Annotated in this window: 23 protein-coding genes, 1 tRNA gene and 1 pseudogene; 12 read left to right on the top strand and 13 right to left on the bottom strand. The window is 74.6% G+C overall.

What is annotated here, in order from left to right:
- Positions 1-17: 17 nt before the first annotated feature.
- Positions 18-1,205, top strand: coding sequence for a CaiB/BaiF CoA transferase family protein (locus tag ACWIZO_RS10925; RefSeq protein ID WP_448642473.1), 1,188 nt, complete (start codon positions 18-20; stop codon positions 1,203-1,205).
- Between the two features lie 155 nt (positions 1,206-1,360).
- Here ACWIZO_RS10925 and ACWIZO_RS10920 read toward each other — a convergent pair whose 3' ends face one another.
- The 3 genes from ACWIZO_RS10920 to ACWIZO_RS10910 all read right to left on the bottom strand — a co-directional run bounded on the left by ACWIZO_RS10920 (position 1,361) and on the right by ACWIZO_RS10910 (position 3,310).
- The gene (locus tag ACWIZO_RS10920; protein WP_448642472.1) at positions 1,361-1,855 is read right to left on the bottom strand and encodes a MarR family winged helix-turn-helix transcriptional regulator; all 495 of its coding nucleotides are present in this window, start codon (positions 1,853-1,855) and stop codon (positions 1,361-1,363) included.
- A gap of 113 nt (positions 1,856-1,968) precedes the next feature.
- Positions 1,969-2,784, bottom strand: a complete 816-nt coding sequence (locus ACWIZO_RS10915) for a DUF899 family protein (RefSeq protein WP_448642471.1) — start codon at positions 2,782-2,784, stop codon at positions 1,969-1,971.
- A 160-nt stretch (positions 2,785-2,944) separates the two neighbouring features.
- On the bottom strand, positions 2,945-3,310 hold the full coding sequence (locus ACWIZO_RS10910) for a hypothetical protein (protein WP_448642470.1): 366 nt from the start codon (positions 3,308-3,310) through the stop codon (positions 2,945-2,947).
- A gap of 148 nt (positions 3,311-3,458) precedes the next feature.
- Here ACWIZO_RS10910 and ACWIZO_RS10905 point away from each other — a divergent pair, with 148 nt between their 5' ends.
- Both ACWIZO_RS10905 and cpaB read left to right on the top strand, forming a co-directional pair.
- Entirely contained in the window at positions 3,459-3,794 is a 336-nt protein-coding gene (locus tag ACWIZO_RS10905; protein WP_448642469.1) for an FmdB family zinc ribbon protein, read from the top strand.
- An 85-nt stretch (positions 3,795-3,879) separates the two neighbouring features.
- On the top strand, positions 3,880-4,536 hold the full coding sequence (gene cpaB / locus ACWIZO_RS10900; protein WP_448642468.1) for a Flp pilus assembly protein CpaB: 657 nt from the start codon (positions 3,880-3,882) through the stop codon (positions 4,534-4,536).
- Positions 4,537-4,558: 22 nt separating this feature from the next.
- Here cpaB and ACWIZO_RS10895 read toward each other — a convergent pair whose 3' ends face one another.
- A complete protein-coding gene (locus tag ACWIZO_RS10895) occupies positions 4,559-5,257 on the bottom strand; it encodes a YbaK/EbsC family protein (protein WP_448642467.1) in 699 nt (232 codons plus the stop codon).
- A gap of 90 nt (positions 5,258-5,347) precedes the next feature.
- Between ACWIZO_RS10895 and ACWIZO_RS10890 the strand changes: the two genes are divergently transcribed.
- Genes ACWIZO_RS10890 through ACWIZO_RS10880 form a run of 3 tightly spaced genes read left to right on the top strand, consistent with a single transcriptional unit; the run spans position 5,348 to position 7,017 of the window.
- Positions 5,348-5,707 (top strand): VOC family protein, encoded by a 360-nt coding sequence (locus ACWIZO_RS10890; protein ID WP_448642466.1) that lies wholly within the window; start codon positions 5,348-5,350, stop codon positions 5,705-5,707.
- Between the two features lie 18 nt (positions 5,708-5,725).
- Positions 5,726-6,124, top strand: coding sequence for a PaaI family thioesterase (locus ACWIZO_RS10885; protein ID WP_448642465.1), 399 nt, complete (start codon positions 5,726-5,728; stop codon positions 6,122-6,124).
- Positions 6,121-7,017, top strand: coding sequence for a phosphotransferase family protein (locus ACWIZO_RS10880; protein WP_448642464.1), 897 nt, complete (start codon positions 6,121-6,123; stop codon positions 7,015-7,017). The genes ACWIZO_RS10885 and ACWIZO_RS10880 overlap by 4 nt, the downstream gene beginning before the upstream one ends.
- Here the strand turns inward: ACWIZO_RS10880 and ACWIZO_RS10875 are convergent.
- The 4 genes from ACWIZO_RS10875 to ACWIZO_RS10860 are packed head-to-tail and all read right to left on the bottom strand — an operon-like array spanning position 6,987 to position 9,687.
- Complete coding sequence (locus tag ACWIZO_RS10875) at positions 6,987-7,949, bottom strand: MSMEG_6728 family protein (protein ID WP_448642463.1); 963 nt, start codon at positions 7,947-7,949, stop codon at positions 6,987-6,989. The genes ACWIZO_RS10880 and ACWIZO_RS10875 overlap by 31 nt on opposite strands.
- 31 nt (positions 7,950-7,980) lie before the next feature.
- Complete coding sequence (locus ACWIZO_RS10870; protein WP_448642462.1) at positions 7,981-8,337, bottom strand: biopolymer transporter Tol; 357 nt, start codon at positions 8,335-8,337, stop codon at positions 7,981-7,983.
- A complete protein-coding gene (locus ACWIZO_RS10865) occupies positions 8,334-9,200 on the bottom strand; it encodes an NAD-dependent protein deacetylase (RefSeq protein WP_448642461.1) in 867 nt (288 codons plus the stop codon). The genes ACWIZO_RS10870 and ACWIZO_RS10865 overlap by 4 nt, the downstream gene beginning before the upstream one ends.
- Before the next feature lie 40 nt (positions 9,201-9,240).
- Positions 9,241-9,687 (bottom strand): SRPBCC family protein, encoded by a 447-nt coding sequence (locus tag ACWIZO_RS10860; protein ID WP_448642460.1) that lies wholly within the window; start codon positions 9,685-9,687, stop codon positions 9,241-9,243.
- Positions 9,688-9,798: 111 nt separating this feature from the next.
- Between ACWIZO_RS10860 and ACWIZO_RS10855 the strand changes: the two genes are divergently transcribed.
- Positions 9,799-10,695, top strand: coding sequence for an alpha/beta fold hydrolase (locus tag ACWIZO_RS10855; RefSeq protein ID WP_448642459.1), 897 nt, complete (start codon positions 9,799-9,801; stop codon positions 10,693-10,695).
- Here the strand turns inward: ACWIZO_RS10855 and ACWIZO_RS10850 are convergent.
- Entirely contained in the window at positions 10,584-10,955 is a 372-nt protein-coding gene (locus ACWIZO_RS10850) for a hypothetical protein (protein ID WP_448642458.1), read from the bottom strand. The two genes, ACWIZO_RS10855 and ACWIZO_RS10850, sit on opposite strands and share 112 nt — an antisense overlap.
- Before the next feature lie 140 nt (positions 10,956-11,095).
- On the opposite strand from ACWIZO_RS10850, the gene ACWIZO_RS10845 reads away from it, so the two are divergent.
- Positions 11,096-11,168, top strand: a tRNA-Arg gene (locus tag ACWIZO_RS10845).
- Between the two features lie 22 nt (positions 11,169-11,190).
- On the opposite strand, the gene ACWIZO_RS10840 is transcribed toward ACWIZO_RS10845, so the two are convergent.
- From ACWIZO_RS10840 to mobF, 3 genes and pseudogenes are all read right to left on the bottom strand, one after another.
- Positions 11,191-12,297, bottom strand: a complete 1,107-nt coding sequence (locus ACWIZO_RS10840) for a tyrosine-type recombinase/integrase (protein ID WP_448642457.1) — start codon at positions 12,295-12,297, stop codon at positions 11,191-11,193.
- Between the two features lie 153 nt (positions 12,298-12,450).
- Positions 12,451-12,654 (bottom strand): annotated as a pseudogene (locus ACWIZO_RS10835) (helix-turn-helix transcriptional regulator); the annotation flags it as partial.
- A gap of 320 nt (positions 12,655-12,974) precedes the next feature.
- Positions 12,975-16,637, bottom strand: a complete 3,663-nt coding sequence (gene mobF / locus ACWIZO_RS10830; protein ID WP_448642456.1) for a MobF family relaxase — start codon at positions 16,635-16,637, stop codon at positions 12,975-12,977.
- A 196-nt stretch (positions 16,638-16,833) separates the two neighbouring features.
- Between mobF and ACWIZO_RS10825 the strand changes: the two genes are divergently transcribed.
- The 4 genes from ACWIZO_RS10825 (at position 16,834) to ACWIZO_RS10810 (ending at position 20,786) form a co-directional block, all read left to right on the top strand.
- On the top strand, positions 16,834-17,946 hold the full coding sequence (locus ACWIZO_RS10825; RefSeq protein ID WP_448642455.1) for an IS630 family transposase: 1,113 nt from the start codon (positions 16,834-16,836) through the stop codon (positions 17,944-17,946).
- Positions 17,947-18,271: 325 nt separating this feature from the next.
- Positions 18,272-19,075 (top strand): transposase family protein, encoded by an 804-nt coding sequence (locus tag ACWIZO_RS10820; protein WP_448640099.1) that lies wholly within the window; start codon positions 18,272-18,274, stop codon positions 19,073-19,075.
- A gap of 174 nt (positions 19,076-19,249) precedes the next feature.
- A complete protein-coding gene (locus ACWIZO_RS10815; protein ID WP_448642938.1) occupies positions 19,250-20,074 on the top strand; it encodes a transposase family protein in 825 nt (274 codons plus the stop codon).
- A 67-nt stretch (positions 20,075-20,141) separates the two neighbouring features.
- The gene (locus ACWIZO_RS10810; RefSeq protein ID WP_448642454.1) at positions 20,142-20,786 is read left to right on the top strand and encodes an HAD family hydrolase; all 645 of its coding nucleotides are present in this window, start codon (positions 20,142-20,144) and stop codon (positions 20,784-20,786) included.
- A 69-nt stretch (positions 20,787-20,855) separates the two neighbouring features.
- Here the strand turns inward: ACWIZO_RS10810 and ACWIZO_RS10805 are convergent, their stop codons facing one another.
- Positions 20,856-22,331, bottom strand: a complete 1,476-nt coding sequence (locus ACWIZO_RS10805) for a hypothetical protein (RefSeq protein ID WP_448642453.1) — start codon at positions 22,329-22,331, stop codon at positions 20,856-20,858.
- Between the last annotated feature and the right edge of the window lie 151 nt (positions 22,332-22,482).

Below are 22,482 nucleotides of genomic sequence, written 5' to 3'. Positions count from 1 at the left end.
CCGATCGGGAGGCTGTCGTGACCGGACCGCTGGACGGCGTCCTCGTCGTCGACCTGACCCGCGCCCTGGCCGGGCCGCACGCGGGGATGATGCTCGGCGACCTGGGCGCACGGGTGATCAAGGTGGAGAACCCCGGCAGCGGGGACGACACCCGCGGCTGGGGCCCGCCGTTCGTCCAGCCCGACTCCGGCGACCGGGAGTCGACGTACTTCCTGTCGACCAACCGGAATAAGGAGTCGATCACCCTCGACCTCAAGGACGCCGGCGACAAGGAGCTGCTGCGCGAGCTGGTCCGCCGCGCCGACGTGCTGCTGGAGAACTTCCGGCCCGGCACGCTGGACCGCCTCGGCTTCGGCACCGCCGTGCTCGCCGAGCTCAACCCGCGGCTGGTCACCCTGTCGATCAGCGGGTTCGGCCACGACGGGCCCGAGGGCAGCCGGGCCGGCTACGACCAGATCGCGCAGGGCGAGGCCGGGCTGATGTCGCTGACCGGCCCGGGCCCGGACGACCCGCAGCGGGTCGGCGTCCCGATCGGCGACCTGCTGGCCGGCATGTACGGCGCCTACGGCGTGCTCGCCGCGCTGCACGAGCGGGAGCGCACCGGCCGCGGCCAGGTGGTGCGCACCTCGCTGCTCGCCGCGATCGTCGGCGTGCACGCCTTCCAGGGGACGGCGTGGACGGTCGGCGGGCAGGTCGGCCGCGCGCAGGGCAACCACCACCCCTCGATCGCGCCGTACGGCCTGTTCCGCTGCAAGGACGGCAGCGTGCAGCTGTCCTGCGGGTCGGAGGGGCTGTGGCGGCGGCTGTGCGCCGAGTTCGGCCTGGACCCCGAGGCCGACGGCCTGGCGACCAACGGCGAGCGGGTGGGCAACCGGCAGCGGGTGATCGAGCTGCTCGAGGGCGTGTTCGCCGACGTCCCGCCCGAGGAGCTGCTCGCCCGGCTGGCCGCCGCCGGCGTCCCCGCCGGGAAGGTGCGCACCATCGACGAGGTCTACGGCTGGGAGCAGACCCTCTCGCAGGGCCTGCTGGTCGACGTCGAGCACGCCACGCTGGGCCGGCTGCAGCTGCCCGGCCCGCCGCTGCGCTTCTTCACCCCCGGCCCGGACGGCGAGACCGAGACGACCCGCCGCGACCACACCGCCCCACCGGTCCTCGGCGGCTCGGACGCCGACGTCCGCGCGTGGCTTTCCGCCCCCGGCGACTGACCCACCGGCGCCCGCGCGGCCCGCGCCACGATCAGGTGACCTGATCGTGGCGCGTCCTCCCCCACGGTGCACGGTGCGGGAGGACGCGCTGCGGTGAGGGAGGACGACGCACGGTGCGGGAGGACGCGCCGGCGGGACCCCCGCCCTGCGGCCGGTCAGCCGGCGACGTCGCTGCCGTGGGCCACCCGCCGGCTGGCGTCGGGGTCGAGGCCCTGGACGACGGTCTCCAGGACGTCGCACAGTGCCTCGGTCTGCTGCCGGGTGAGCGGGTCGAACAGCGCCGACCGGACGGCCGCGACGTGCCCGGGTGCGACGCCGCGGACGACGTCCCAGCCGGCGTCGGTGAGGACGGCGAGGTTGCCGCGGCCGTCGTCGGCGGACCGCTCGCGGCGCACCCACCCGCGCTCCTCGAGCCGGGCGACGGTGTGCGACAGGCGGCTCTGCGACTGGTTGGCCCGCCGGGCGAGGTCGCTCATCCGGCGGCTGCGACCGGGGGCCTCGGAGAGCATCGCGAGCACGATGTAGGCGGCGTGGGTGAGCCCGGCGTCGCGCTGCAGCTGGGCGTCGAGCTCGCGCGGCAGCAGCTCGGCGACGGTGAGCCACGCCCGCCACGCCCGCTGCTGCGTCTCGTCGAGCCAGGGCTGTGTCACGCGCGGCAGGTTACCGGCGCGTACGGCCCCGTTCCGCCGACTCCGTCGTCCCGACGTCCCGCCCGCCGCCGGGTCCCCGGTCCACCTCGTGCCGCACCGTCGACGGCGGCGCGTCAGGAGTGGTCGCCGTGCCGGCTGAGGGTCTGCACGGGGGTCGCGCCGGGGCGGGTCCACTGGGGCGTCGGGCGGCTGGTGGGCCCCCAGGTGGCGTGTCCGTCCGCGTCCGAGCGCCAGTACCAGCTGATCGGCGCGCCGTGCCCACCGACCGGGGAGCCGACCTGCGGGGCCGCGGGCCAGCCCTCGGGGACGTCCTCCCACGCCTCGCGGCGGCCGTAGGGCGTCATGTCGAGCAGGCCGAGGGAGGGGTTGGCCGGCTCGTTGCCGCGGCCGGTCGTGGCGTAGGTGAGGAACACGCGGTCGCCGTCGCGCAGGCAGCAGGTGATCGACCCCATGGCGTCGCCGACGGGCGCGGGCACGTCGCGCACGGAGTACCAGGGCTGGGTGTAGCCCATGAACGCCACGTAGGCGGCCACCTCCTCCCACCGGCCCGTGGTCACGACGGCGAAGGAGACGCCCCGGGCGTCGAGGTAGACGGCGTCTCCGACGTGCCAGGCGGTGGTGGTGCACCCCTCGCACTGCCCCTGGTGCGGCGCGCCGTCGTACCACATGTGCTTGTAGACCACGAGCTCGTCGCGGCCCTGGAACAGGGTCCGGAACGGGACCGGGCCGTCGGGTCCGACGACCTCGAGCGCCCCGTCGAACTCCGTCATCGGCAGCCGGCGGCGGGCCGCGGCGAGGGCGTCGCCCTCGCGGGTGTGGGCCTTCTCGCGGACCAGGAGCTCGTCCCGGGCGGCCTGCCAGGTGGCCAGGTCGACGACGGGAGGGCGGCCGGGCAGCGCAGTGGCCGGCTTCCTCGGCGTGGTCGTCATGGTGTCCTCCGGAGTGTCTCGTGCCGGGCACCGCCGTCCGACGTGCTGCGACGGTCCACCAGGACCGACCGGCGACCCGGCCGGAACTCATCGGCGCGGACGGCGCCCGGGGCCGGGCCGGTACCGCCCGCGTCGGGACGACGAGTCCACGGGGCCCAGCTCACCCGGTCGGCGGGTGGGCACCGCGCACGCTGCGACGGGTCACCCGCATCGACCGCTGCACCTGGTCCTCCGGAACCAGCCACGCCAGGGTCGCCCGGGCGGTCTCGAGCACGATCCGGCGCGGCCGGGTACCCCGCGCCCCGGGCCTCCGTCGGGGGACGTCGCCGGGTGGGTGCAGCGTCGCCGAGCAGACGGGGAGGGTCGCCCGCGCCCGCTGCCGGGTGCGCCGCTCGCGCCGCCGGTCCCGCACTCCGTCGACGACGCCGCCGGGGTCGAGCAGCAGCTCGACGAGGACGTCCCACGCGCCCGGCGTGTGCGTCCTCGCAGTCGACGGCGTCCGGCAGCAGGCCGCGGTGCCGGCCACGGCACCCTCGCGCGACGCGGACGTGACGCTCGCCGACAGTGCGTGGACGGCACGCCGAGCGTGTCGCATCATTGGCAGTCGAGGGTCCCGAGTGCCAGCTCCCGCCGGCACCGGGTCCGCCGACCCGTCCGCCCAGGAGTGTCCCGCCGTGCCCACGTACCAGTACGCCTGCACCAACCCCGAGGACAGGCACCAGTTCGAGGTCGTGCAGTCCTTCACCGACGCGCCCGTGGCCGAGTGCCCGACCTGCGGCGCCCCGGTGCGCAAGGTGTACGGCTCGGTCGGCGTCGTCTTCAAGGGCTCGGGCTTCTACCGCACCGACTCCCGCTCGAAGGCCTCGGCCGGCGACTCGTCGTCGTCGACGTCGTCCTCCGAGTCCTCCTCGGGCTCGTCGTCGGACTCCCCGAAGACGACGACGACGAAGAAGGAGTCGACCCCGAGCAGCACGCCGTCCTCGAGCGGCAGCAAGGCCGCCGCCGGCTGACGACGGCGCGTCCACAGCCGGACGCGTCCTCCACAGATCCCGGGCGCCGCCGCCCGCGCGGGCCCGGGACGTCGAACCTGGGCCGGTGCTGCGCCTGCGCCGACCCCGCTCCCCCGTCACCCTCCTGCGCCGGTGCCTGGCGGCGGCCCTCGCCGTCGGCGCCCTGGTGCTCGCCCTCCGCCCGCCCGCGGCACCGGCCGCCGTCCCGCCGCCGGGGACCCCGGTGGTCACCGCCGCCGCCGACCTCCCGGCCGGCACGGTGCTGACGACGGCGGACCTCGCCGCGGCCGAGCTGCCGGACGCCGCGGTCCCGGCCGGGGCCGCCGCCGACCCCGCCGCGCTCGCCGGCCGGGTGCTCGCCGCGCCGGTGCGCGCCGGTGAGCCCCTCACCGACGTCCGGCTCGTCGGCCCGGGCCTGACCGCGCTGCTCCCGGCCGGTCAGGTCGCCGCGCCGGTCCGACTCGCCGACCTCGCCGTGGCCGGGCTGGCCACCACCGGCGACCGGGTCGACGTGCTCGCCACCGCCTCCGGTGGCGTCCGGGCCGAGGTGGTCGCCCGGGGCGCGCTGGTCCTGGCCGCGCCCCGGGCCGCCGCGGAGGACGCTGCCGCGGACGTGGGGACGCCGGCCGACGCGGGCCTGCTGGTGCTCGCCGTCGACGAGCCCACGGCCGCCGCCCTGGCCGCGGCGGCGACCACCGCGACTCTCACGCTCAGCCTCCCCGCCGGTCCCGGTCCGCCGTGAGGCGTGTGCCCGGCGCGGGGCGTCAGTCGCTGCCCCAGTGCGGCGGGCGGTCCTCCAGCCAGCGGCGGTCGTCGTCGCGCTCGTCGGGGCGCTCGCCCCAGCCGACGTCGCGGTCGTCGGGCGCGCGCTCGGCCGGCACGGCCGGCGCCGGCGGGGGTGCCTCCTCGACCGGCACGCCCAGGCCGTCGAGCACCTCGGCGGCCGGCAGCGCGGCCAGCACCGACCCGGGGACGGCGAGCTTGGCGCCGCGCGTGCCCGACCCGACGACGACCAGGTCGGCGGCGGCCACCGCGGCGTCGACCAGCACCGGCCACCCGCCCGGCAGGCCGACCGGGGTGATCCCGCCGAAGGCCATCCCGGTCTCGGCGACGGCGACGTCCTGCGGGGCGAAGGATGCCTTGCGCGCGCCGAGGTGCCGGCGGACCAGGCCGTTGACGTCGGCACGGGTGGTGGCCAGGACGACACAAGCGACCAGCGTCGTCTGCCCGGCCCGGCGCGCGGCCACGACGACGCAGTTGGCCGAGGCCTCCGGGGGCACCCCGTAGGCCTCGGTGAAGGCGGCGGTGTCGGCGAGGTGGTCGTCGACCGGGGTCACCCAGGCCGGGCCGGTCAGCGTGGGCAGCGCCGCGGCCACCGGATCGCCGAGCAGGTCGGGCCGCTCGGCCGCGGGGACCCAGGTCAGGGAACCGAGGGCGGGCACGGGGAGGTCGTCGTCCGGCACCCCCCGATCCTGCCCCGGTGGCCGGATCCCCGCGACGAACGGCAGGTCCCCGGCGGGTGGGCCGGGCCGGCAGCCAGCAGGATGGGGACCATGATCGGCCAGCTGCACTCCGTCGTGATCGACGCGCCCGACGCGCACGCGCTCGCCACGTTCTACGCCGGCCTGCTCGGGATGGAGGTGAGCAGGGGCGGCCCCGGCGACGAGTGGGTGGTGGTCACCGGCCAGGGCCACCGCCTGGCCTTCCAGCAGGCGCCGGACCTGGTGCCACCGGACTGGCCCGATCCCGGACGGCCCCAGCAGTTCCACCTCGACGTGCGCGTGGCCGACATCGAGGCGGCCGAGCCCGCGGTGCTCGAGCTCGGCGCCCGCAAGCTGCCCGGTGGGGGCGGGGACTTCCGCGTCTACGCCGATCTGGTGGGTCACCCCTTCTGTCTGGTGTGGGACGCGTGAGCGCCGAGCTTCCCCGGCGTGGACCGGGCCTCCAGCAGCGCCTTCGTCGCCGCGACCGGTTTCGACGTCGCGGAGTTCAGCGGCACCCGGGTCACCGGCACCGTCGAGCTCGGCCCCGACCAGCACACCCCGTGGGGCGTCGTGCACGGCGGCGTCTACTGCGCGGTGATCGAGTCGGCGGCCTCGATCGGGGCCAGCGCGGCCGTCGCCGACCGCGGCCAGTTCGCCGTCGGGGTGAACAACAGCACCGACTTCCTGCGGCCGAGCACCGCCGGGCGGCTCGACGTCGTCGCCGAGCCCGTCCAGCAGGGTCGCACCCTGCAGCTGTGGCAGGTGCTGCTCACCCGCGCGGAGGACGGCAAGCTCGTCGCCCGCGGCCAGGTGCGCCTGCAGAACGTGCCGCTGCCGGGGGCGTGAGCGGGGCTGCACGGGACGACACCGCCGGGCGCCGCGCACGTGCCGTCGCCGCGGCCACGGCCGTGGCGGCGGCGCACGGCGTCCGGGTGGCCGGGGCGCGGGTGCTGCACGACGGCGTCAACGTCGTCGTGCACCTCGCCCCGGCGCCGGTGGTGGCCCGCGTGGCCACCCTGACGCCGCTGCTGCGCCCCGACCCGGCCCGCCCGTTCGGCCGCGAGGTCGCCGCCGCGGGTGCCCTGGCCGCGGCCGGGGCGGCCGTCGTCCCGCCCAGCGACCTGCTGCCACCCGGCCCGCACGAGCACGACGGGCTGGTGCTCAGCTTCTGGCGGCACGTCGAGGTCCGCCCGCAGGCGCCGGCGCCCGGCGACGTCGCCACGGCGCTCATCCCCCTGCACGACGTGCTGGCCGCCCTCCCCGTGGCCGGCTCACCGCTGGACACCCCGCTCGCCGACCTCGCCGTGTTCGCCGAGCGGGCCGGCGACTGGGGCGTCTCCCCCGCCGTCCGCGCGCGGATGGCGGAACGGGTCGGGCGGCTGCGGCCGCGGCTGGCGGGTGCGCCCGTGCAGGTTCTCCACGGCGACGCCCACCCCGGCAACCTGCTCGCGACGCCGGACGGGTGGCTGTGGACCGACCTCGAGGACACCTGCGCCGGCCCGGTCGAGTGGGACCTCGCCTGCCTGCGCAGCACCTCCCGGCTCGACGGCCGGGCCGCGCTGGACGCACTGGGCGGCCCGTCGGACGCCGCGCTGGCGCCGTGGCTGCAGCTGCGCCGGCTGCACGCGGCGGCGTGGTGGACCGTCGTCGCCGCCGGCCACCCGGAGCGACGGGAGCGGGCCGCGGCCGTGCTGGCGGAGACGCTGGGTCACACGAGCGGCAGCGCCGGCTCCCGGTAGGTCGTGCCGGCCAGCGCCGGAGGCAGCACCTCGGGGTCGATCACCACGGAGAACAGCGCCCGCGGGTCCTGCAGCGTGGCCGGCGGGCGGGCGGCCGACCGCGGCACCACGCGGTCCCAGCGGGCCGGCCGGCGGTGCGGCAGCAGCTCGCGGCCCTCGAACAGGTAGTCGCCGAGGACCTCGCCCACGAGCAGGCCGGCGCCGTGCTCGACGGGCAGCGCGACGGGGTCGCCGGGGCGGATCTCGTCGAGGAAGGTCGACAGCTGACGCAGGTCCTTGCTCGGCCGCCGTCCCGACAGTTCCCTGGCGAGGGCGCGCAGCTCGACCGGGGACAGGCCGGTCGCGTCGACGTCGACCCCGGACTGGGTGCCCAGGCCGACGACGCCCGCGGCCAGGCACGCGCCGAGCTCGTTGTGCGCCCGCGGCCGCACCACCCACACCCGCGTGCCCTCCGGCTCAGCGGCGGGCGGGACGTCGTCGGGGGCGGGCCACAGGTAGGGCAGGTCCTCGGGCTCGACGCCGAAGAGGGGCTGGAACAGCGGCCGGTAGAACTCCGGGTCCTTCGCCAGCAGGTTCGACCGGTGCGACAGGTGCAGCGCCTCGTCGCCGACCCAGGAGGGCAGCAGGCCGGCGCGGGCGAGCTCGTCCTGGGGAGCCCCGGCGACGTCGGGGGCGAACTCGGCGATCAGCGTCTGCGTGCTGTCGGCGAACCCGCGCTCGCGCCAGACCCGCACCATCGCCAGGCCGTAGCCGACCAGCGCCGCCGTCCGCCCGCGCCACATGCGCACGACCGGGTGGGAGGTCCAGCCGTAGTCGGGCAGCTCGAGGGCGCGCAGCACCTGGAGGGTCTCGACCCGCTGTTTGCCCAGGCGCGGTGAGTCGAGCAGCCGGGCGCTCTCCACGAAGTCGGACACCGGCAGGAAGGTCTGCATCGCTGCGCTTCCTGCCCGTCCCGGCGCGCCGTCAACCGCCGAGCGCCTCCAGCGCGGCCTCCCAGCGGGCGCGGCGGGCGTCGTCGTCCTGGTCCCACCAGGCCGGCCCGCGCTCGCCGAGCCCGGTCTTGGCCAGCTGCACCCGGTCGCGGGCGGCGCGGACGTCGGCGGGGTCGGTCGCCGTCCGCACCGCCGAGCGGGCGGTGCCGAGGTGCGAGAGCAGCCGCGCGCGGACGTCGTCGGGCAGGGAGGGGTCGGCCGCCCGCCACCGCCGTCCGTCGACGACGATCCAGCGGCCGTCGCCGGTGAGCTGGCCTCCCTGCAGGGGCCCGGCGCGAGCCTGCGAGCGCTGGGGGGCAGGGAGGTCCTTCCGCTCCCGGCGGGTCACGCGCCGCAGCGGTCGGCGAGCTCCGGCAGGACGGTGCCCAGCGGGGCGTCGACGCGGACGTCGGCCTTCGCGTCGGCGCGGGTCGGGCCGAGGTTGACCAGGGCCACCGGGATGCCGAGCTCGGCGGCGCGCAGCACGAACCGGTAGCCGCTCATGACGGTCAGCGAGGAGCCGAGGACGACCAGGCTCGCGGACTCCTCGAGCATCCGGAAGCAGGTGTCGACCCGCTCGCGCGGCACGGTCTCGCCGAAGAAGACGACGTCGGGCTTGAGCGGGCCGGCGCCGCAGGCGGTGCAGTCGACCATGACGAAGCCGTCGAGCACCTCGTCGGGCAGCTCGGCGTCGCCGTCGGGGTTGACCTCGTCGGCGCGCGGGCCGAAGGCGGGGTTGGCCGCGCGCAGCCGCCGGTGCAGCCCGGCGCGGCCGGCGACGTCGCCGCAGGCCAGGCAGATCGTGCGGTCCAGCCCGCCGTGCAGCTCGACGACGTCGCGGGCGCCGGCTGCCTGGTGCAGGCCGTCGACGTTCTGGGTGATGACGCCGCCGAGCAGGCCGGCCCGCTGCAGCCGCGCGACGGCGGAGTGCCCGGCGTTGGGCCGGGCGGCGGCCATCTGCGGCCAGCCGACGTAGCTGCGCGCCCAGTAGCGGTGCCGGCCGCGGGGGTCGCGGCGGAAGGTCTGCCAGGTCATCGGGGTGTGCCGGCGCAGCGAGCCGGTGGCGCCGCGGTAGTCGGGGATGCCGGAATCGGTGGACAGGCCGGCACCGGAGAGGACGAGGACGTCGCCGTCGGCGACCAGGTCGGTCAGCTCGTCGAGCCCGGCGACCGGGGTCCCGGTCGGCTCGACGGCGGGGAGGGCGGCGGTCACCGGCCCATGGTCCCCCGCGACGACGCGCCGTGCCGCGACCTCAGGAGGCGGCGCCGAGCTCCCGCTCCAGCCGGCCCAGCAGGTCGTCGTACACGCGACGCAGGCCCCGGGGCGCGAAGGTGCGCTCGAAGAAGCCGCCGACGCCGCTCGCGCCGTCCCAGGTGGTGCGCACCCGCACGGTGCTGCTGCCGGCGTCGGCCGGGGCGACCGTCCAGGTCGTCACCATCGACGAGCGGGTGTCGCGCTCGACCAGGCTGCCGTCGGGCTCGCTGACCTCGACCTCCTGGTCGCGCACCCGCCTCGAGGTCGCGGCGAACCGCCAGTGCACGCGGGTGCCCGAGCCCTGACCGCCGGCCTCGAGGCGGTAGTCGCTGAACTGCTCGGGCAGCACGCGCGAGCGGGTGCCGGCGTAGTCGGCGAGGGCGGCGCGCACCCGCTCAGCCGGAGCCCGGACGACGCGTTCGGCGGTGGCCACGACCTGTCCCATGCTCCCCATCCTGCCCCGCCGATCGGGGACGGCGCCGGTCCGCGGGCCGGTGCGGCGGTGGGGTGACCGGGTTCACCGATCCGCTCGCCGGTCGCCGGGTACGGCTCCAGCGTGACCACACCGCTGTCCCGGACGCGCACCAGCACGGGCGAGCCCCTCCTGCTCCTGCACGGCATGGGCAGCTCCCGCCGCGACTTCACCGCCGTCGTCCCCCTGCTCACCGGCCGCTTCGACGTGATCGACGTCGACCTCCCCGGAGTGGGCCGGTCCCCGGCCCTGGAGGAGCGGCCCACGGTCGCGGCGATCACCGACGCCGTCGAGCGGACGCTGGACGACGAGGGCGTCGGGTCGGTGCACGTCCTCGGCAACTCCCTCGGCGCTCGTGTCGCGCTGGAGCTGGCCCGTCGCGGCCGCGCACGGTCGGTCGTGGCGATCGCGCCGTCCGGGCTGAACGTGCCGCCGGAGCGGGTCGCGCAGGGCAGCGGCATGGCCCTGGCCCGGGTCGTCATGCGCACCGCCGCACCGCTGGTCGCCCCGCTGTCCCGCTCGGCACTCGGCCGGGCCGCCGTGCTGGGGCCGCTCAAGGCGCGCCCGTGGTCCACGTCCCCCGAGGAGGCCATCGGGGCGCGCGAGGGGTTCGCCGACTCCCGCGACTTCTGGCGCACGCTGCTGTGGGGCCTGCTGCTCGACGTCCCACGGGGGCTGGACCGCATCGACTGCCCGGTCACCCTGGTCCAGGGGGTGGCCGACTGGATCTCGTCGGGACAGACCGTGCGCTACCTGCCGCTGACCCCGGGTTCGCGGTTCGTGCCGCTGGTCTGGGCCGGTCACGCGCCGCAGTCGGACCGGCCGCGGACGATCGTGCGGCTGGTCGAGGAGACGGCCGACCGGGCCGGTCAGTCCACGGACTCCTCCGCGTTGAGGTACGAGCAGCGGAACCGGGCGCCGGCCATGGCCTCGGTGAAGCGCGCCTCCCAGGCCGGGTCGGCCGACGAGAAGGCCGTGTAGACCCGATCCTCGAGCACCACCGGCAGCCCGTCCGGGCCGGTCCGGGAGCGCCGCAGCAGCACCCGCGTCTGCCCGTCGACCTCGTCGTGTGCCGGCGCCCAGCGCGCCCGGGCGACCGCGTCGGCCGGGCCGGCGCGCCAACGCCCGGGGAGCCGGGCGGGACGGGCGTCGGCCGGGCGGGCCGACGCGGTGCCCAGGGCGTACAGCAGGAGGCCCGCGAGCAGCAGGAGGACCAGCAGCTCGGCCAGCGCGACCACCATGGACCGACGGTAGTTCCCCGGGGGCGCCGCGGGCAGGTGCCGGACACCGCCCGCTCCGACCAGCCCCGGCACCGCCACCCGGGGGCTGATCCCGGCCCGCTAGCCTCGACCGGCACCCCCACCCGGCCGCCGGCCGGCGAGCCCCCGTAGCTCAGGGGATAGAGCATCGGTTTCCTAAACCGTGTGTCGCAGGTTCGAATCCTGCCGGGGGCACCGCAAAAGTGCTGGTCATGGGCTAGTCCGCGCGCCGGATGCGGGTGACTGGGGCGTTCGGTGAGCGTTCGGTCAGCACCTGGTCAGCACGAGCGGCGTCCAAGCGGTCGGCGACCGCGTCCAGCTCGTCGGGGAACAGGTGGCCGTAGCGGTCCAGCGTCATCTGCGCCGAGGCGTGGCCCAGCATCGACTGCACCGCCTTCACCGACGCGCCGGAGGCGATGGCGAGGGATGCGGCGGTGTGCCGAAGCTCGTGCGGAGTGAGGCCGGAGAGGCCGATGGCATGGGCCGCCCGGTCGAACCAGTCGCGTCGGAAGTTCTGGACCCGCAGTGGCGTGCCGGCACGAGATCCGAACACCAGGTCGCTCGGCGCCTTGCCTGCGAGCTGGTGGCCGAGGTCCTCGCGGATGGAGCGGGGCACCACCACTGACCGGTGCTGATGTGTCTTCGGCGGACCGAACACCATCTCGCCGTCGACCTCGGTGACCGCCTCGACGACGTCGATGCGTCCCCTGAGCGGGTCCACGCGGCGCGCACGCAGGCCGGTCAGCTCTCCCCAGCGGAGACCGGTGTAACCGGCCACCAGGACCATCAGGCAGTGCGGACCGCAGCCGTCGGCCAGGTCGGCGAGCTGCTGGTGGGTGAGGTAGCGGCGATCGGACTTCGGCAGGCGGGGCAGGCCCACACCAGTGGCCGGGTTCCGTGCCAGCCGGTTGTCCCTCACCGCGTCGTCCAGCATCGAGGACAGCAGGTGATAGGCCTGCCTGGTCCGGGACGCCGACAGTTCCGCGCGCATCGCGGCCACCCAGGCGACGACGTCGCTGTGCCTGATCTTGGTCAGCGGGACCGTGTTCCAGGTCGGGAGGACACGGGTGGCCAACAGTGACCGGTACGACGACAACGTCTTGGGCTTCAGGTGGACTCGGCCGGCCATCCAGGTCTCGGACCACTGCCCGACCGTCATCTTCGACCGCCCCGGGTCGACCCAGGTGTCGTTCCTGATCGCCGACTTCTGCTCCTGCTCCCACAGGTCGGCGTCCCGCTTGCGGCGGAAGTTCCCGTTCGTGTGCTGCTTACCGGCGGTGTCGCGATAGAAGCCGACCCACTTGTCCCCGCGCTTGTATGCCATCGCTCACCCCTCTGATCTGTTGGCACGCCGGTAGGACGCCTCGGTCCGCGTCGAAGCGCGCCCAGCCTCGCGCGGTCGAGGACGTGGCACGAGGGTCCACGGCTCGACACCCACGTCGACCTGCGCCTCTGGAGCCGGTTTCCCCTCAGCCGTGCCCTGATCGCGTCGCGCGTCGATCCAGGCGTGCAGGTCGTCGCGGCGGTAGAGGACGCGGCGGCCGAGGCGGAAGCTGCATGGCCCAGTGCCCAGGTGCCGCCAGTACCGGAGAGTGGCGACGGGAGCGCGCAGCAGCTGGGCGGCTTCGCTAATGGTGAGCAGCTCGGCGGGGTGATCGGGGTCGGGGGTGCGGTCGGTCATGGCGTGTCTCCGGAGGCTCGACGGGTGGGGCGACCGTTCACCTAAGAAGGCGTCATTGCATGGCCGTTGCTGACAGCCCACAGCCAACTTCTTCGGCCGACCTCCTGTTTTCCTCCTGCCGCACCTCCTGGGCGCCGGAGCCGGGGATGCAGGGCGCTTGTGATCGTCGGCTGGACGCCGGGACCGGCGCCGGTGACGGCGTCCGAGAGGTTGGCCTCAGCGATGACCTGCCCGTGGTGGGCGGGTTGTGCAGTGGTTCTGCGGTTCTCCTGCAGTGCCCGCACCCCGGCGGGTCACGGTCCGGTGGCTACCAGCCCGGCTCACCGCCCCACGCTCGGGGTGACATCGCGTGCCGGTCGTGGCCCGTAGAGCTCGGCCTCGGGCCGCGGGACGCCCGCTGGATAGCCGGCCGGGTTCGGCGTCCCGGCTGGGCGCTGCCGCTCGGCGGCGTACCGGGCTCGCCAGGCGTCGCGGGCTGCGGTGAGCCGGTCGGGCGACCTACCGCGCAGGGCCGGGTCGGCCCGCAGGTCGGCGATACGCGCCCGGGCGGCGGCCAGCTCCTGCCGCGTGGTGGCGACGTAGCCCTCGAAGTGGGCCAGCGACCCGGCCGGATCAGGTGCCCAGGCGGCCGGTCCGAGCGGGGCCAGCCGCTTCCTCTGCTGGCGTTGGGCGTCGGTCAGAGCAGCCTGGGCCTGTGCGCCGGCCCGGACGGCGGCCTCGGCGGCGGCGTGCAGCCCGGCGTGCTCGGGGTGATCGCGTTCGGCCGTGCGGTGGGCGGTGGCGTCGAATGCCCGCCACAGCGCCGGCCGGTCGTCGAAGCGATCGGCCACCCGCGCCAGCTGCTCGGGAACGGTGGGCAGGTCGGGCAGGTGGAGGCGCCACCGGTCGGCCCAGCCGGCCAGCTGCTCACCGGCCCGGGCGACCGGGGCGCGCTTGAGCCCCCACCAGCCGGGCCCGTCGAGCACCACCTTCGCCGCGGCGCGGGCGGCGCCGCGCTCCGCGTCCCAGGCGGCCAGCAGGCCCTCCCGGATCCGGTCGGCCTCCTCGGCGAGGACGGCGTCGGCGACCTGCACCCGCTGCGTCACCTGCTCGGCGCTGTGGGTTGCCTGGCGGGCGTAGTCCTCCAGCCGGGCCAGCTCCCCGCCGTGGGCGGCCTGAAGCGCCATGGCCTGGCGCAGCGCGTCGCACCAGGGCTGCAGGACAGCCAGCCGCTCCATGCTGCGCTGCTCGACCGTCCAGGCGGCGTGCAGGTCGGCCAGCAGCTGCTGCTCCGGGCGGGGAGTGGCGTAGCGGGCCGCCTCGGCCGCAGCCTGCGCGGCGGCGTGGCCGGGACCGAGGTCGGCCCGGTCCCGGGCGAACACCGCGAGCCACTGCTTCCGCGCTGCAGCCAAGTCTCCGGCGACCAAGTGGGCGGTGTTGGCGGTGCGCCCGCGGGTCATCCCGACATAGGCCGCCGCCGCGCCGGTGTGCTCGCCGACCACCATATGCGCTGCGGTGACCGTGTCGCCCTGCGCGCCGTGCGCGGTGGAGGCGTAGGCCAGCTCGACGTGTGAGGTGACGTAGCCGGGCGGCAGCACCCGCTCCGCCGCCCCTGCCGGGGTGACACCGGACGGGACGGCGCCGGTCGGGGTGACACGGGCAGGGACAGCGCTTCTTGGGGTGACCTCGGTCGGGACGACGGCCAGCCCTCCGTCGTGGCCGACCGCGGCGACGGTCCAGGTGTCGCGGTTGGCCACGCCGAGGTCGCGGTCGTTGCGGCGGGTGACGATCCGGTCCCCGACCCCGATGCGCTGCCCTGCCCCGGTGAGCGCGACCTGGGTGTCGTCGATGCGGCCGTCGGCGACGAGCCGGTCGCGGATCGCGGCACTCAGCTCGGCGGCCTGCTCGCGGGTGTCGACCACCACGGCCACTCGCTCACCGTCGCGGTGATGGGCGGTGGCGGTTGTGGCCAGCGCCTCCTGCAGCGCTGCCGGGTCGGGGTGCAGGCGGATCCGGCCGCGGGCGACCAGGGCGTCGAACACCGCGCCCGGGTCCGCGCCGGTGCGCATGGCCAAGGTCAGCTCGGCGTACTCGGTGTCCGGGGTCGTGCGGCCGGCGTCGTCGGTGCGGGTGAAGCGGTGCACCGCATTCAGGGTCAGGTGGCCGGCCGGGTCGACCTGGGAAGCGGCCAGATCCAGCACGCCGCCGCGGCCGACCGCGGTCAGCTGGTGCCGGTCACCCAGCAGCGCCAGCCGGGCGCCGGCCTCGTCGGCGATGGTCAGCAGCGCCCGGGCGGTGTCCTGGTCGAGCATCCCGGCCTCATCGACCACCAGCAGGTCCCCCGCGGCCAGCCGCGCCGTCTCCCGCGGGCCGGCGTAGGGCACGCCGGTGACCGGATCGACCTGGCCGAGGGCCAGCCGGGTCCAGGCGCCGTGCTCGCTCCAGCGCCAGCCGTGCTGATAGGCCAGCCCGGCGGCTGACCCGGTGTGCGCGCCGACCTCGAGGAAGGCGACCTTGGCCGCCTTGAGGGTGGGGGTGACGACCAGCAGGCCGTGGCCGGTCGCGTGCAGCAACGCCCGGGTGGCGGCCAGGGTGGTGGTCTTGCCCGTCCCGGCCGCACCCTCCAGCACCACCAGCGGCCGGTTCCCGGCCAGTGCGGCGACCGCCGCCGGCTGCCCGGCATCCAGCCGTCCGCGCACGGCGTCCGGCAGCTCCGGCTCCAGGTCCCGCCGCTGGTCGGCGTGGGCCGGGGTGCTGCGAGCGGCCAACCGGGCGGTCAGGTCGGCCTCGACGTCGAGCACCGGCTGGGAGGTCCAGGCCCGGATGTGCTCGGGAACGCCGGCTCCGTCCCGGTCCAGCAGCGGCACGCACCGGCCCATGGCCCGGGCGGTGAGGTCCTCGGCCAGCTCGATGCGCACGCCGGCATCGACGACGACGCCGGCGGCGGCGATCAGCTGCTCGACCTCTCCGCGCACATCGGCGACGTTCCACGCCGAGCGGGCGGCGGCCAACCGGGACAGCACCCGCTCGACCGCGTCATTCCGGTCCAGCCCGCCAACCGGAGCCGGGGTTAGGGCGACCGGTCGCCCCGGTTCGCGGTAACCGAGGACGACTAGTTCGGCCACCCACCGGGCCGTGAGGTCCTCCCCCGGCTGCGGCACCACCTTGTCCGGGCGGCCCGCCGCCCACGCTCGCGCGTCCCAGGAGCGGCGCAACGCCGGGCCAGGGGATCCCCCGGGATGCGCCGCGGACCATGCTCGTTCGTAATTGTCGATGTTCCGGGCGATCTGCGCGGTCCGCGCGCTGAAGGCGCCCACGAAATCCGCAAGCTGCCGGATACCGCCATCACCATCTAATGCGTATCCGTGAGCGGCGAGCGCGGCCCGGAAGTGCGGGTCGCAGGCGACCGCGGCGTGTCCAATCCCGTTGATGGCGGCGAGGGAATCGCGGACGCCGACGGTGTGCAGACCGCGCCACTTCCCGGCCGCGAACACGCGGGCGTTGAGCTGCAGGTGCAGATGGCGGTGCGGGTCCCCGGCCCGCGACGTGTAGTGCGCCACCGTCACCGCCTCGGCCACCTCGACGGGCACCTGAACCTGCCCGCCACGCGGACCGACCCGGGTGGTGGCGTGCTGCCCGAGCCAGCCGATGATCTGCTCGGCCGCCCGGGCCTGCGCGGCGTCATACGCCGCCGCGATGTCCGGATGCAGCACAGCGGCCAGCGACCACGTCTTCGGGCCGTTGACCACCACCTCGACAAACCGCACCGCATGCTCGTCGCCGCGCAGCTGACCCCACGGCTCCCCGGTGCCCGGGTCACAGCCGGCCACCCAGGTCTCGTAGGCGTCGCTGGTCAGCGGCGCCAACTCGCTCACCCGCCCTCCGGTGACGGCGAACCGGCGGGCGATGCCGGAGCCCTCGGTGAGGTAGTAGTCATCCGCCCGGCCCCGGTCGGCCTCCACGTAGTGCCGGGCAGCCGCCGGCGCGCCGGCGTAGATCTTCATCCCGCCATGCATTTCCAACGCCACCCGACAATGGCCAACACGTCACCCCTAGAAACGGCGAAGGGCCCCGCGAAGCGGGGCCCGACCTACCTCCGAAGGTAGCATGCGTGCCGTTCTCTAGTAAAGACTTGGCGTTCTCTAGTGCTCCGTCGCGGTGCTCCTTGATGTGATCTCACGGCCAGGGTGACCATTTCTCATGGCCGCGCACGTGCGGGTGGTACAGGTACCGGAGGGCGATCGGCGGGAGCTCACGCGGCGGGTTCGGGACAAGGGCGCACCGGCACGGGTGGTCGAGCGGGCCCGGATCGTGCTGCTGGCCGCCGACGAGGTGCCGGGCAAGCAGATCGTGACGACCGTGGGCTGCGCCGAGGGCACGGTGGTGACCTGGCGTGGTCGCTATGCCGAGTCGGGCCTGGCCGGGCTGGAGGATCTGCCCCGTCCCGGCAAGCCGGCCCAGCTGCCCGAGGCACTGCGGGATCGGGTGCTGGAGCTGACGCTGACCGAGCCGCCGGATCAATTCGGGGCGACGCACTGGTCCTCCCGGCTACTGGCCACCGCACTGGCCGGCGAGGGCACGCCGATCTCGCACGCCACCGTCGCCCGGATCTGGCACCGCTTCGGCGTGCAGCCCTGGCGGGCGCACACGTTCACGTTCTCCACCGACCCGCAGCTTGAGGCCAAGGTCCGTGACGTCGTCGGGCTGTATCTGCATCCGCCGGAGCAGGCGGTGGTGCTGTGTGTCGATGAGAAGCCGCAGATCCAGGCGCTGCAGCGGACCGCCCCGACGCTGCCGGTGCGGCCCGGACACCCGGCGGCGGCCAGCTTCGACTACGTCCGGCACGGCACCACCACGCTGTTCGCCGCGCTGGAGGTGGCCACCGGCAAGGTGACCGAGGCGTGCACCGAGCGGCACCGCCATCAGGAGTTCCTGGCGTTCCTCAAGCAGGTCGCGGCCGCCTATCCCCGCCGCGAGCTGCACGTCGTGGTCGACAACCTGGCCACCCACAAGCATCCGGCGGTGCGTTCCTGGCTGGAGCGCCATCCCCGGGTGACCCTGCACTTCACCCCGACCTCGGGGTCCTGGCTCAACCTGGTCGAGGCGTTCTTCTCGATCATCACCCGGCAGGCCCTGCGCCGCGGCAACTTCCCGACCGTCGCCGACCTGATCGCCGCCATCGAGCGCTTCATCGCCGCCTGGAACGACCGGTGCGCTCCCTTCACCTGGACCAAGGACCCCGACACCGTCATCGCCAAGGCCACCGATCCGCGGCGCCGCAAAACATCAAGCGCGTCCGTTACGGAGCACTAGTAAAGACTTGGACGTGCGTGGAAAGGGTTGGACGTTACGGGTCGCAGGTCGGTCATGAGCATCATTTCGTTGGTCGTTTGTGGTGATTATCGGCTGCAATCAAGATGCCGTCTGCCTGGCTGCTGGCGGTGATGACGAGTTCGTCGATGCATCGCGGTTCGCGTTATGCGCAGCCTCCTGCGACACAGTGAGGTTTTCTCACCAGATTTGGCGGCCTGATAGGCGTTGCTGCTGGTCGCAGCCAGGGTTGCAGAAGAGCGCGCGGGCTCTCGGGGTGAAGATCGTCTCGCCAAAGGTCGATCCCCGTCTTCCCCGGGAGCCCGCTGTGTCTCATCGTGCCAGCCTGGACGTGTCCGCCGCGGTGTTGAAGGCCGTGACCGGCTGGATCGCCCAGCACCGCCGCCGCCCCGGTGCGCGGCCGGCGCAGCGGGCCGGCACGGTGCACGCCCAGGTCGTGCTCGTCCTGCGGTGGCTGCGCCACCGGCTGGATCTGCGCACGCTGGCCAGGGAGGCCGGGCTGAGCATCGCCACCGCCTACCGCTATCTGCACGAGGCGCTCGAGGTCATCGCCGCGCAGGCGCCCGACCTGGAGGCCGTACTGGCGCGCGCTCACGCCGCGGACCTGCCCTTTGTCTGCCTGGACGGCACGCTGGTGCCCACCGACCGGGTGGCCGCCCGCGCCGAGCGGGGTCATCACCTGTGGTACTCGGGCAAGCACCACGCCTTCGGCGGCAGCGTGCAGGTCCTCGCCGACCCGACCGGCTTTCCGCTGTGGGTCTCCGCAGTCCGTCCCGGCTCCACCCACGACCTGACCGCCGCCCGCGAGCTGGTGCTTCCGACGCTGTACCCGCACGCGGCCAGACGCCTGCCGGTACTGGCGGACAAGGGCTACACCGGTGCCGGCGTCGGCGTGCACGTCCCGGTTCGTCACCATCCCGACGGGCCGCTGCACATCGACAACCGCTGCTACAACCGGCTGATCACCGCGCTGCGGGCACCCACCGAACGCAGCAACGCTCTGCTCGGCCGGTGGCGCGCCCTTGACCGCGTCACCGTCTGCCCTCAGCGCATCAGTGCAATCGCTGCCGCCGCACTCGTCCTGACCTCACTCGACCGCGGAACCAGGTGAGAAAACCTCAGTGAGCCTTTCCCAGTAGCGGGCGGCTGGTGGGTCGGAGCGGACACGCCGACGAGCGCGAGGTGACTGGAGGAAGCGCAGGACCCCGGTAGGAGGGACGTCTTCTCACAGATCGTCTTCCCCACCCGAGGTCCTGCTGTGTCCGATCCTGTCACCTACACCGCCGTGCTTCCGGTCGCCGAGGAGACCGTGCACTTCGTGTCGGGCCTGCTGGCCGCCGAACGACGGCGACGAGGCACCCGCGGCCGGCGCCGGGCGCTGGGCTGCTATCGGCAGGCGGTGCTCATCCTGCGCTGGTTCCTCGACGGCACCCGGCTGGCCCAGCTGGCCACCGACAACCGGATCGGCCGCTCCACGGCCTACCGCTACCTGCACGAGGGCATCGACCTCCTCGCCGCCGCGGCACCGGGGTTGCGGGGCGCGCTGCTGGCCGCCCGCGCCGCCGGCCATTCCCATGTCACGGTGGACGGCACGCTGGCCCGCACCGATCGGTGTCGCGCGGCCGGGCCGACTGCCCGCGCTGATCGGTCCGGGCGGCGCGTGGACCTGTGGTGGTCGGGCAAGCACACCTGCCACGGCGGAAACGTGCAGGTCATCGCCGCTCCGGACGGCTGGCCGCTGTGGACCTCTGGCGTGCGGCCCGGCCGCGAGCACGACACCACCGCCCTGCGCGGCCACACCGAGGCGTTACCCCTGTTGGCCGCGTGGACCGACGACGAGCACGCCGTATTGGCCGACCTGGGCTACGAGGGCGAGCGGGCGGCGCTGACCACGCCGATCAAGCACAGTGCCGGTCGCCGGCTGACCGACGATCAGCGCACCGTGAACCTGCTACACGCGGCTACCCGGGCCCCGGCTGAACGTGGCAACGCGCTGCTCAAGACCACGTTCAAGGCGCTGCGCCGGGTCAGCCTCTGCCCCTGGCGCATCGGCGCGATCACCGCCGCCGCTCTTGTCCTCCTCCATCACCAGCACGGCCGAACCACATGATCACCGACCGAGCCGAGCCGCTATTGGAATAGCTCACTGGGACGGCCCTCCCGCGTAGGATGGCTTCATGGTCGGGATCCTGTTACTCGACCTCGGCGGCACGCTGGTGGACGGTGAACGGCCGCTCCCGCACGTGGTCGAGGCGCTGAAGGCGATCGCGGAGCTCGACGGCTCGACCGGGGCACCGCTCCAGATCGCCCTCGTCTCGGACTTCTACCCGGCCGATCCGCCCACACCGGCTGGCGTCCAGGCCCGATTCGACGAGTACCTGGTGATTCTGGACCGCACCGGCCTCAGGTGGCTGTTCGAGCCGGTCGACCGTCGGGTCACCCTGTCCACGCACGCCGGCGTGCGCAAACCCGACCGGCGGGTGTACGAGCTGGCACTGCGCCGGCTCGGCACCAGCGGAGGCCTGACTGACTGTCTCAGCATCACCGAGAACGTCGATCACGTGGCCGCCTGCCGGGCGCTGGGCATGCAGGCTCTGCAGTTCGGTGTCGACTTCGACGACTGGTCCCAGGCGCCCGCGCTGGTGCGCCGGATGATCGATCCCGCCGGCTCGGAGGAGGCGACCTTCGAGCGGTCGCTGCGCGCGCACGGCCAGCTGGCCGGTGCCGATGACGATCCGCTACCGCCCGGGGCCACCCACCGGGAGGTCTACGACGAGCAGGGCCGGAAGACAATCCGCCGGGAACGCTTCCGCGCCGTCTGATCCGAGTGCGAGTGGTGGACGGTCCGCCGGCGGACCGTCCACCACCGTGCCCCGACCGCGCAGGCGGCCTCAGGTGAAGCGGAGGCGGCGCAGCTCGCGACGGCCGTTGCGCTCCTCGACGGCGTGCGTCCGGCTCGGCTCGGTGCGGGCCCCCGGCTCCAGCGCGATCCGCTCGTGATTCAGCAGGCTGCGCACGAACCGCTTCGCCTCCTCGGCCGGCGCCTCCGGCCGGGGTGCGTGCAGCAGTGCCGCCGCGCCGCCGGACTCCCCGACGAGCGCCGGAGCCGGCGCCGAGACGACGACGCCTCGGAGTCGCGGGTCCACGTCGTCCAGGGGCACGTCCTCGCGGAAGGTCACCTTGGCGACGGGGGTGTCAGCGATTTCGATCATGCTAACCATCGCTCGGCCATCACCGGTGCCCAGCCGCCGCTGTAGGTCGGCGATGGTGGCGTCGTCCAGCTGGACGGAGGCGGCGGCGCGGTCGAAGTGCGGAGCGGCCCCCGGGAGGGCGAGCTCCGGGGCCAGCAGCGCCTGTGACCCGAGCGCGATGCCGTGGCCGGCGAACGCCTGCCCGATCAGCGCACGGTTCTCCCCGCCGGTCAGTGTGGCGTCGGCGAGGACCATCTGCCGGCCGACGGCCCGGAAGAAGCGGGGCACCTCCGGAGCCCGTGCGACTCCCATCCACAGCAGGCGTCCCGCCAGCCGGGTGGCGTCCCACAGGTCCGCCTCCGACCGGTCGGAGGACCTCGCGAAGATGCCGCGCAGCACGTCGTAGAAGCAGCCAGTGAAGATGCGGGCGAGGCTGTGCCCCTCGGCGATCATGACGTCCGGCCCACCGTGCTCGGGCAGCGTCTCGGGCAGCTGCCACTGGAAGGCATTGAGCGCGCGGCGCGGCTTGGACGCCGGGTGTCCCGGGCCGAGCGCGCGCAGGATCCCGTCGGAGAGGTCCTCGGCAGTCGCCTCGACGAAGTTCGGAACATCGAGGTCGGGAGCCGCGGCCAGGAGCATCTTGCGGGTCTCCTCGTCGGCCAGCGCGGTGGCGAGGGCGAGCACGTCACCGAGTGACTCGTGGAAGGCGTCCACCTCGATATTGGGCGTCACCCAGAGGTCGGGTCGCAGCGCGTCGAGGAGCGCGTGCCCGACCTCATGGGCGACGACATCGGTGCTCGCACCGGAGAATGTCGTTTTGTCGCCACTGCGATGGTGAAAGAAGGAGACGCTGGAGCGGTCGTAGTAGGCGTTAAGATCCATCCCACCGTCGGGAACGAGCGGCAGCTTCTTGGGATTGGGCAGCACGTCCAACCACGAGGTGATGGTGTCGTCGAGCACGGCCTCCCAGGCCTCGAGCGTGAGGATCGCTGCCTGCCGGGCCTGCCAACGCAGGAAGCCGGGCGTCCCCACCTCGTACTGGTTCTCGGGCTCGTTGCCTCCGACGCTGAAGCCGGCCTGGTCGTCCCTGCGGTCGGGACGGGCGAGCACCACGCGCATCGGTGGGTCGTCAACGGCCATAGGGTCGTTCGGGATGTAGTTGATCAAGATGATCACCTCCGGTGCGTCACGGCGTCGACCCGGGCAGCCTTTCCGCCCACCGTCACCGGGACATCACCGCCCCGTCACGCCGATGGCGCCAGACTTGGTCCGACACCACGCACCCTCACCGCCTCCGGTCGGCGCAAGCAGGGCCGAAGGTGCAGGA

The sequence above is a fragment of the Geodermatophilus sp. URMC 63 genome (assembly GCF_053502565.1).
This window is presented reverse-complemented; position numbering and strand designations above follow the sequence as displayed.

What these genes read in the sequence shown, in the direction of transcription:
- ACWIZO_RS10915 (WP_448642471.1), bottom strand. Translation starts at nt 2,784, where the DNA reads ATGACGACCACGCCGAGGAAGCCGGCCACTGCGCTGCCCGGCCGCCCT.
- ACWIZO_RS10890 (WP_448642466.1), top strand. Translation starts at nt 5,348, where the DNA reads ATGATCGGCCAGCTGCACTCCGTCGTGATCGACGCGCCCGACGCGCAC.
- ACWIZO_RS10875 (WP_448642463.1), bottom strand. Translation starts at nt 7,949, where the DNA reads ATGCAGACCTTCCTGCCGGTGTCCGACTTCGTGGAGAGCGCCCGGCTG.
- ACWIZO_RS10860 (WP_448642460.1), bottom strand. Translation starts at nt 9,687, where the DNA reads ATGGGACAGGTCGTGGCCACCGCCGAACGCGTCGTCCGGGCTCCGGCT.
- ACWIZO_RS10850 (WP_448642458.1), bottom strand. Translation starts at nt 10,955, where the DNA reads ATGGTGGTCGCGCTGGCCGAGCTGCTGGTCCTCCTGCTGCTCGCGGGC.
- ACWIZO_RS10840 (WP_448642457.1), bottom strand. Translation starts at nt 12,297, where the DNA reads ATGGCATACAAGCGCGGGGACAAGTGGGTCGGCTTCTATCGCGACACC.
- mobF (WP_448642456.1), bottom strand. Translation starts at nt 16,637, where the DNA reads ATGAAGATCTACGCCGGCGCGCCGGCGGCTGCCCGGCACTACGTGGAG.
- ACWIZO_RS10825 (WP_448642455.1), top strand. Translation starts at nt 16,834, where the DNA reads ATGGCCGCGCACGTGCGGGTGGTACAGGTACCGGAGGGCGATCGGCGG.
- ACWIZO_RS10810 (WP_448642454.1), top strand. Translation starts at nt 20,142, where the DNA reads ATGGTCGGGATCCTGTTACTCGACCTCGGCGGCACGCTGGTGGACGGT.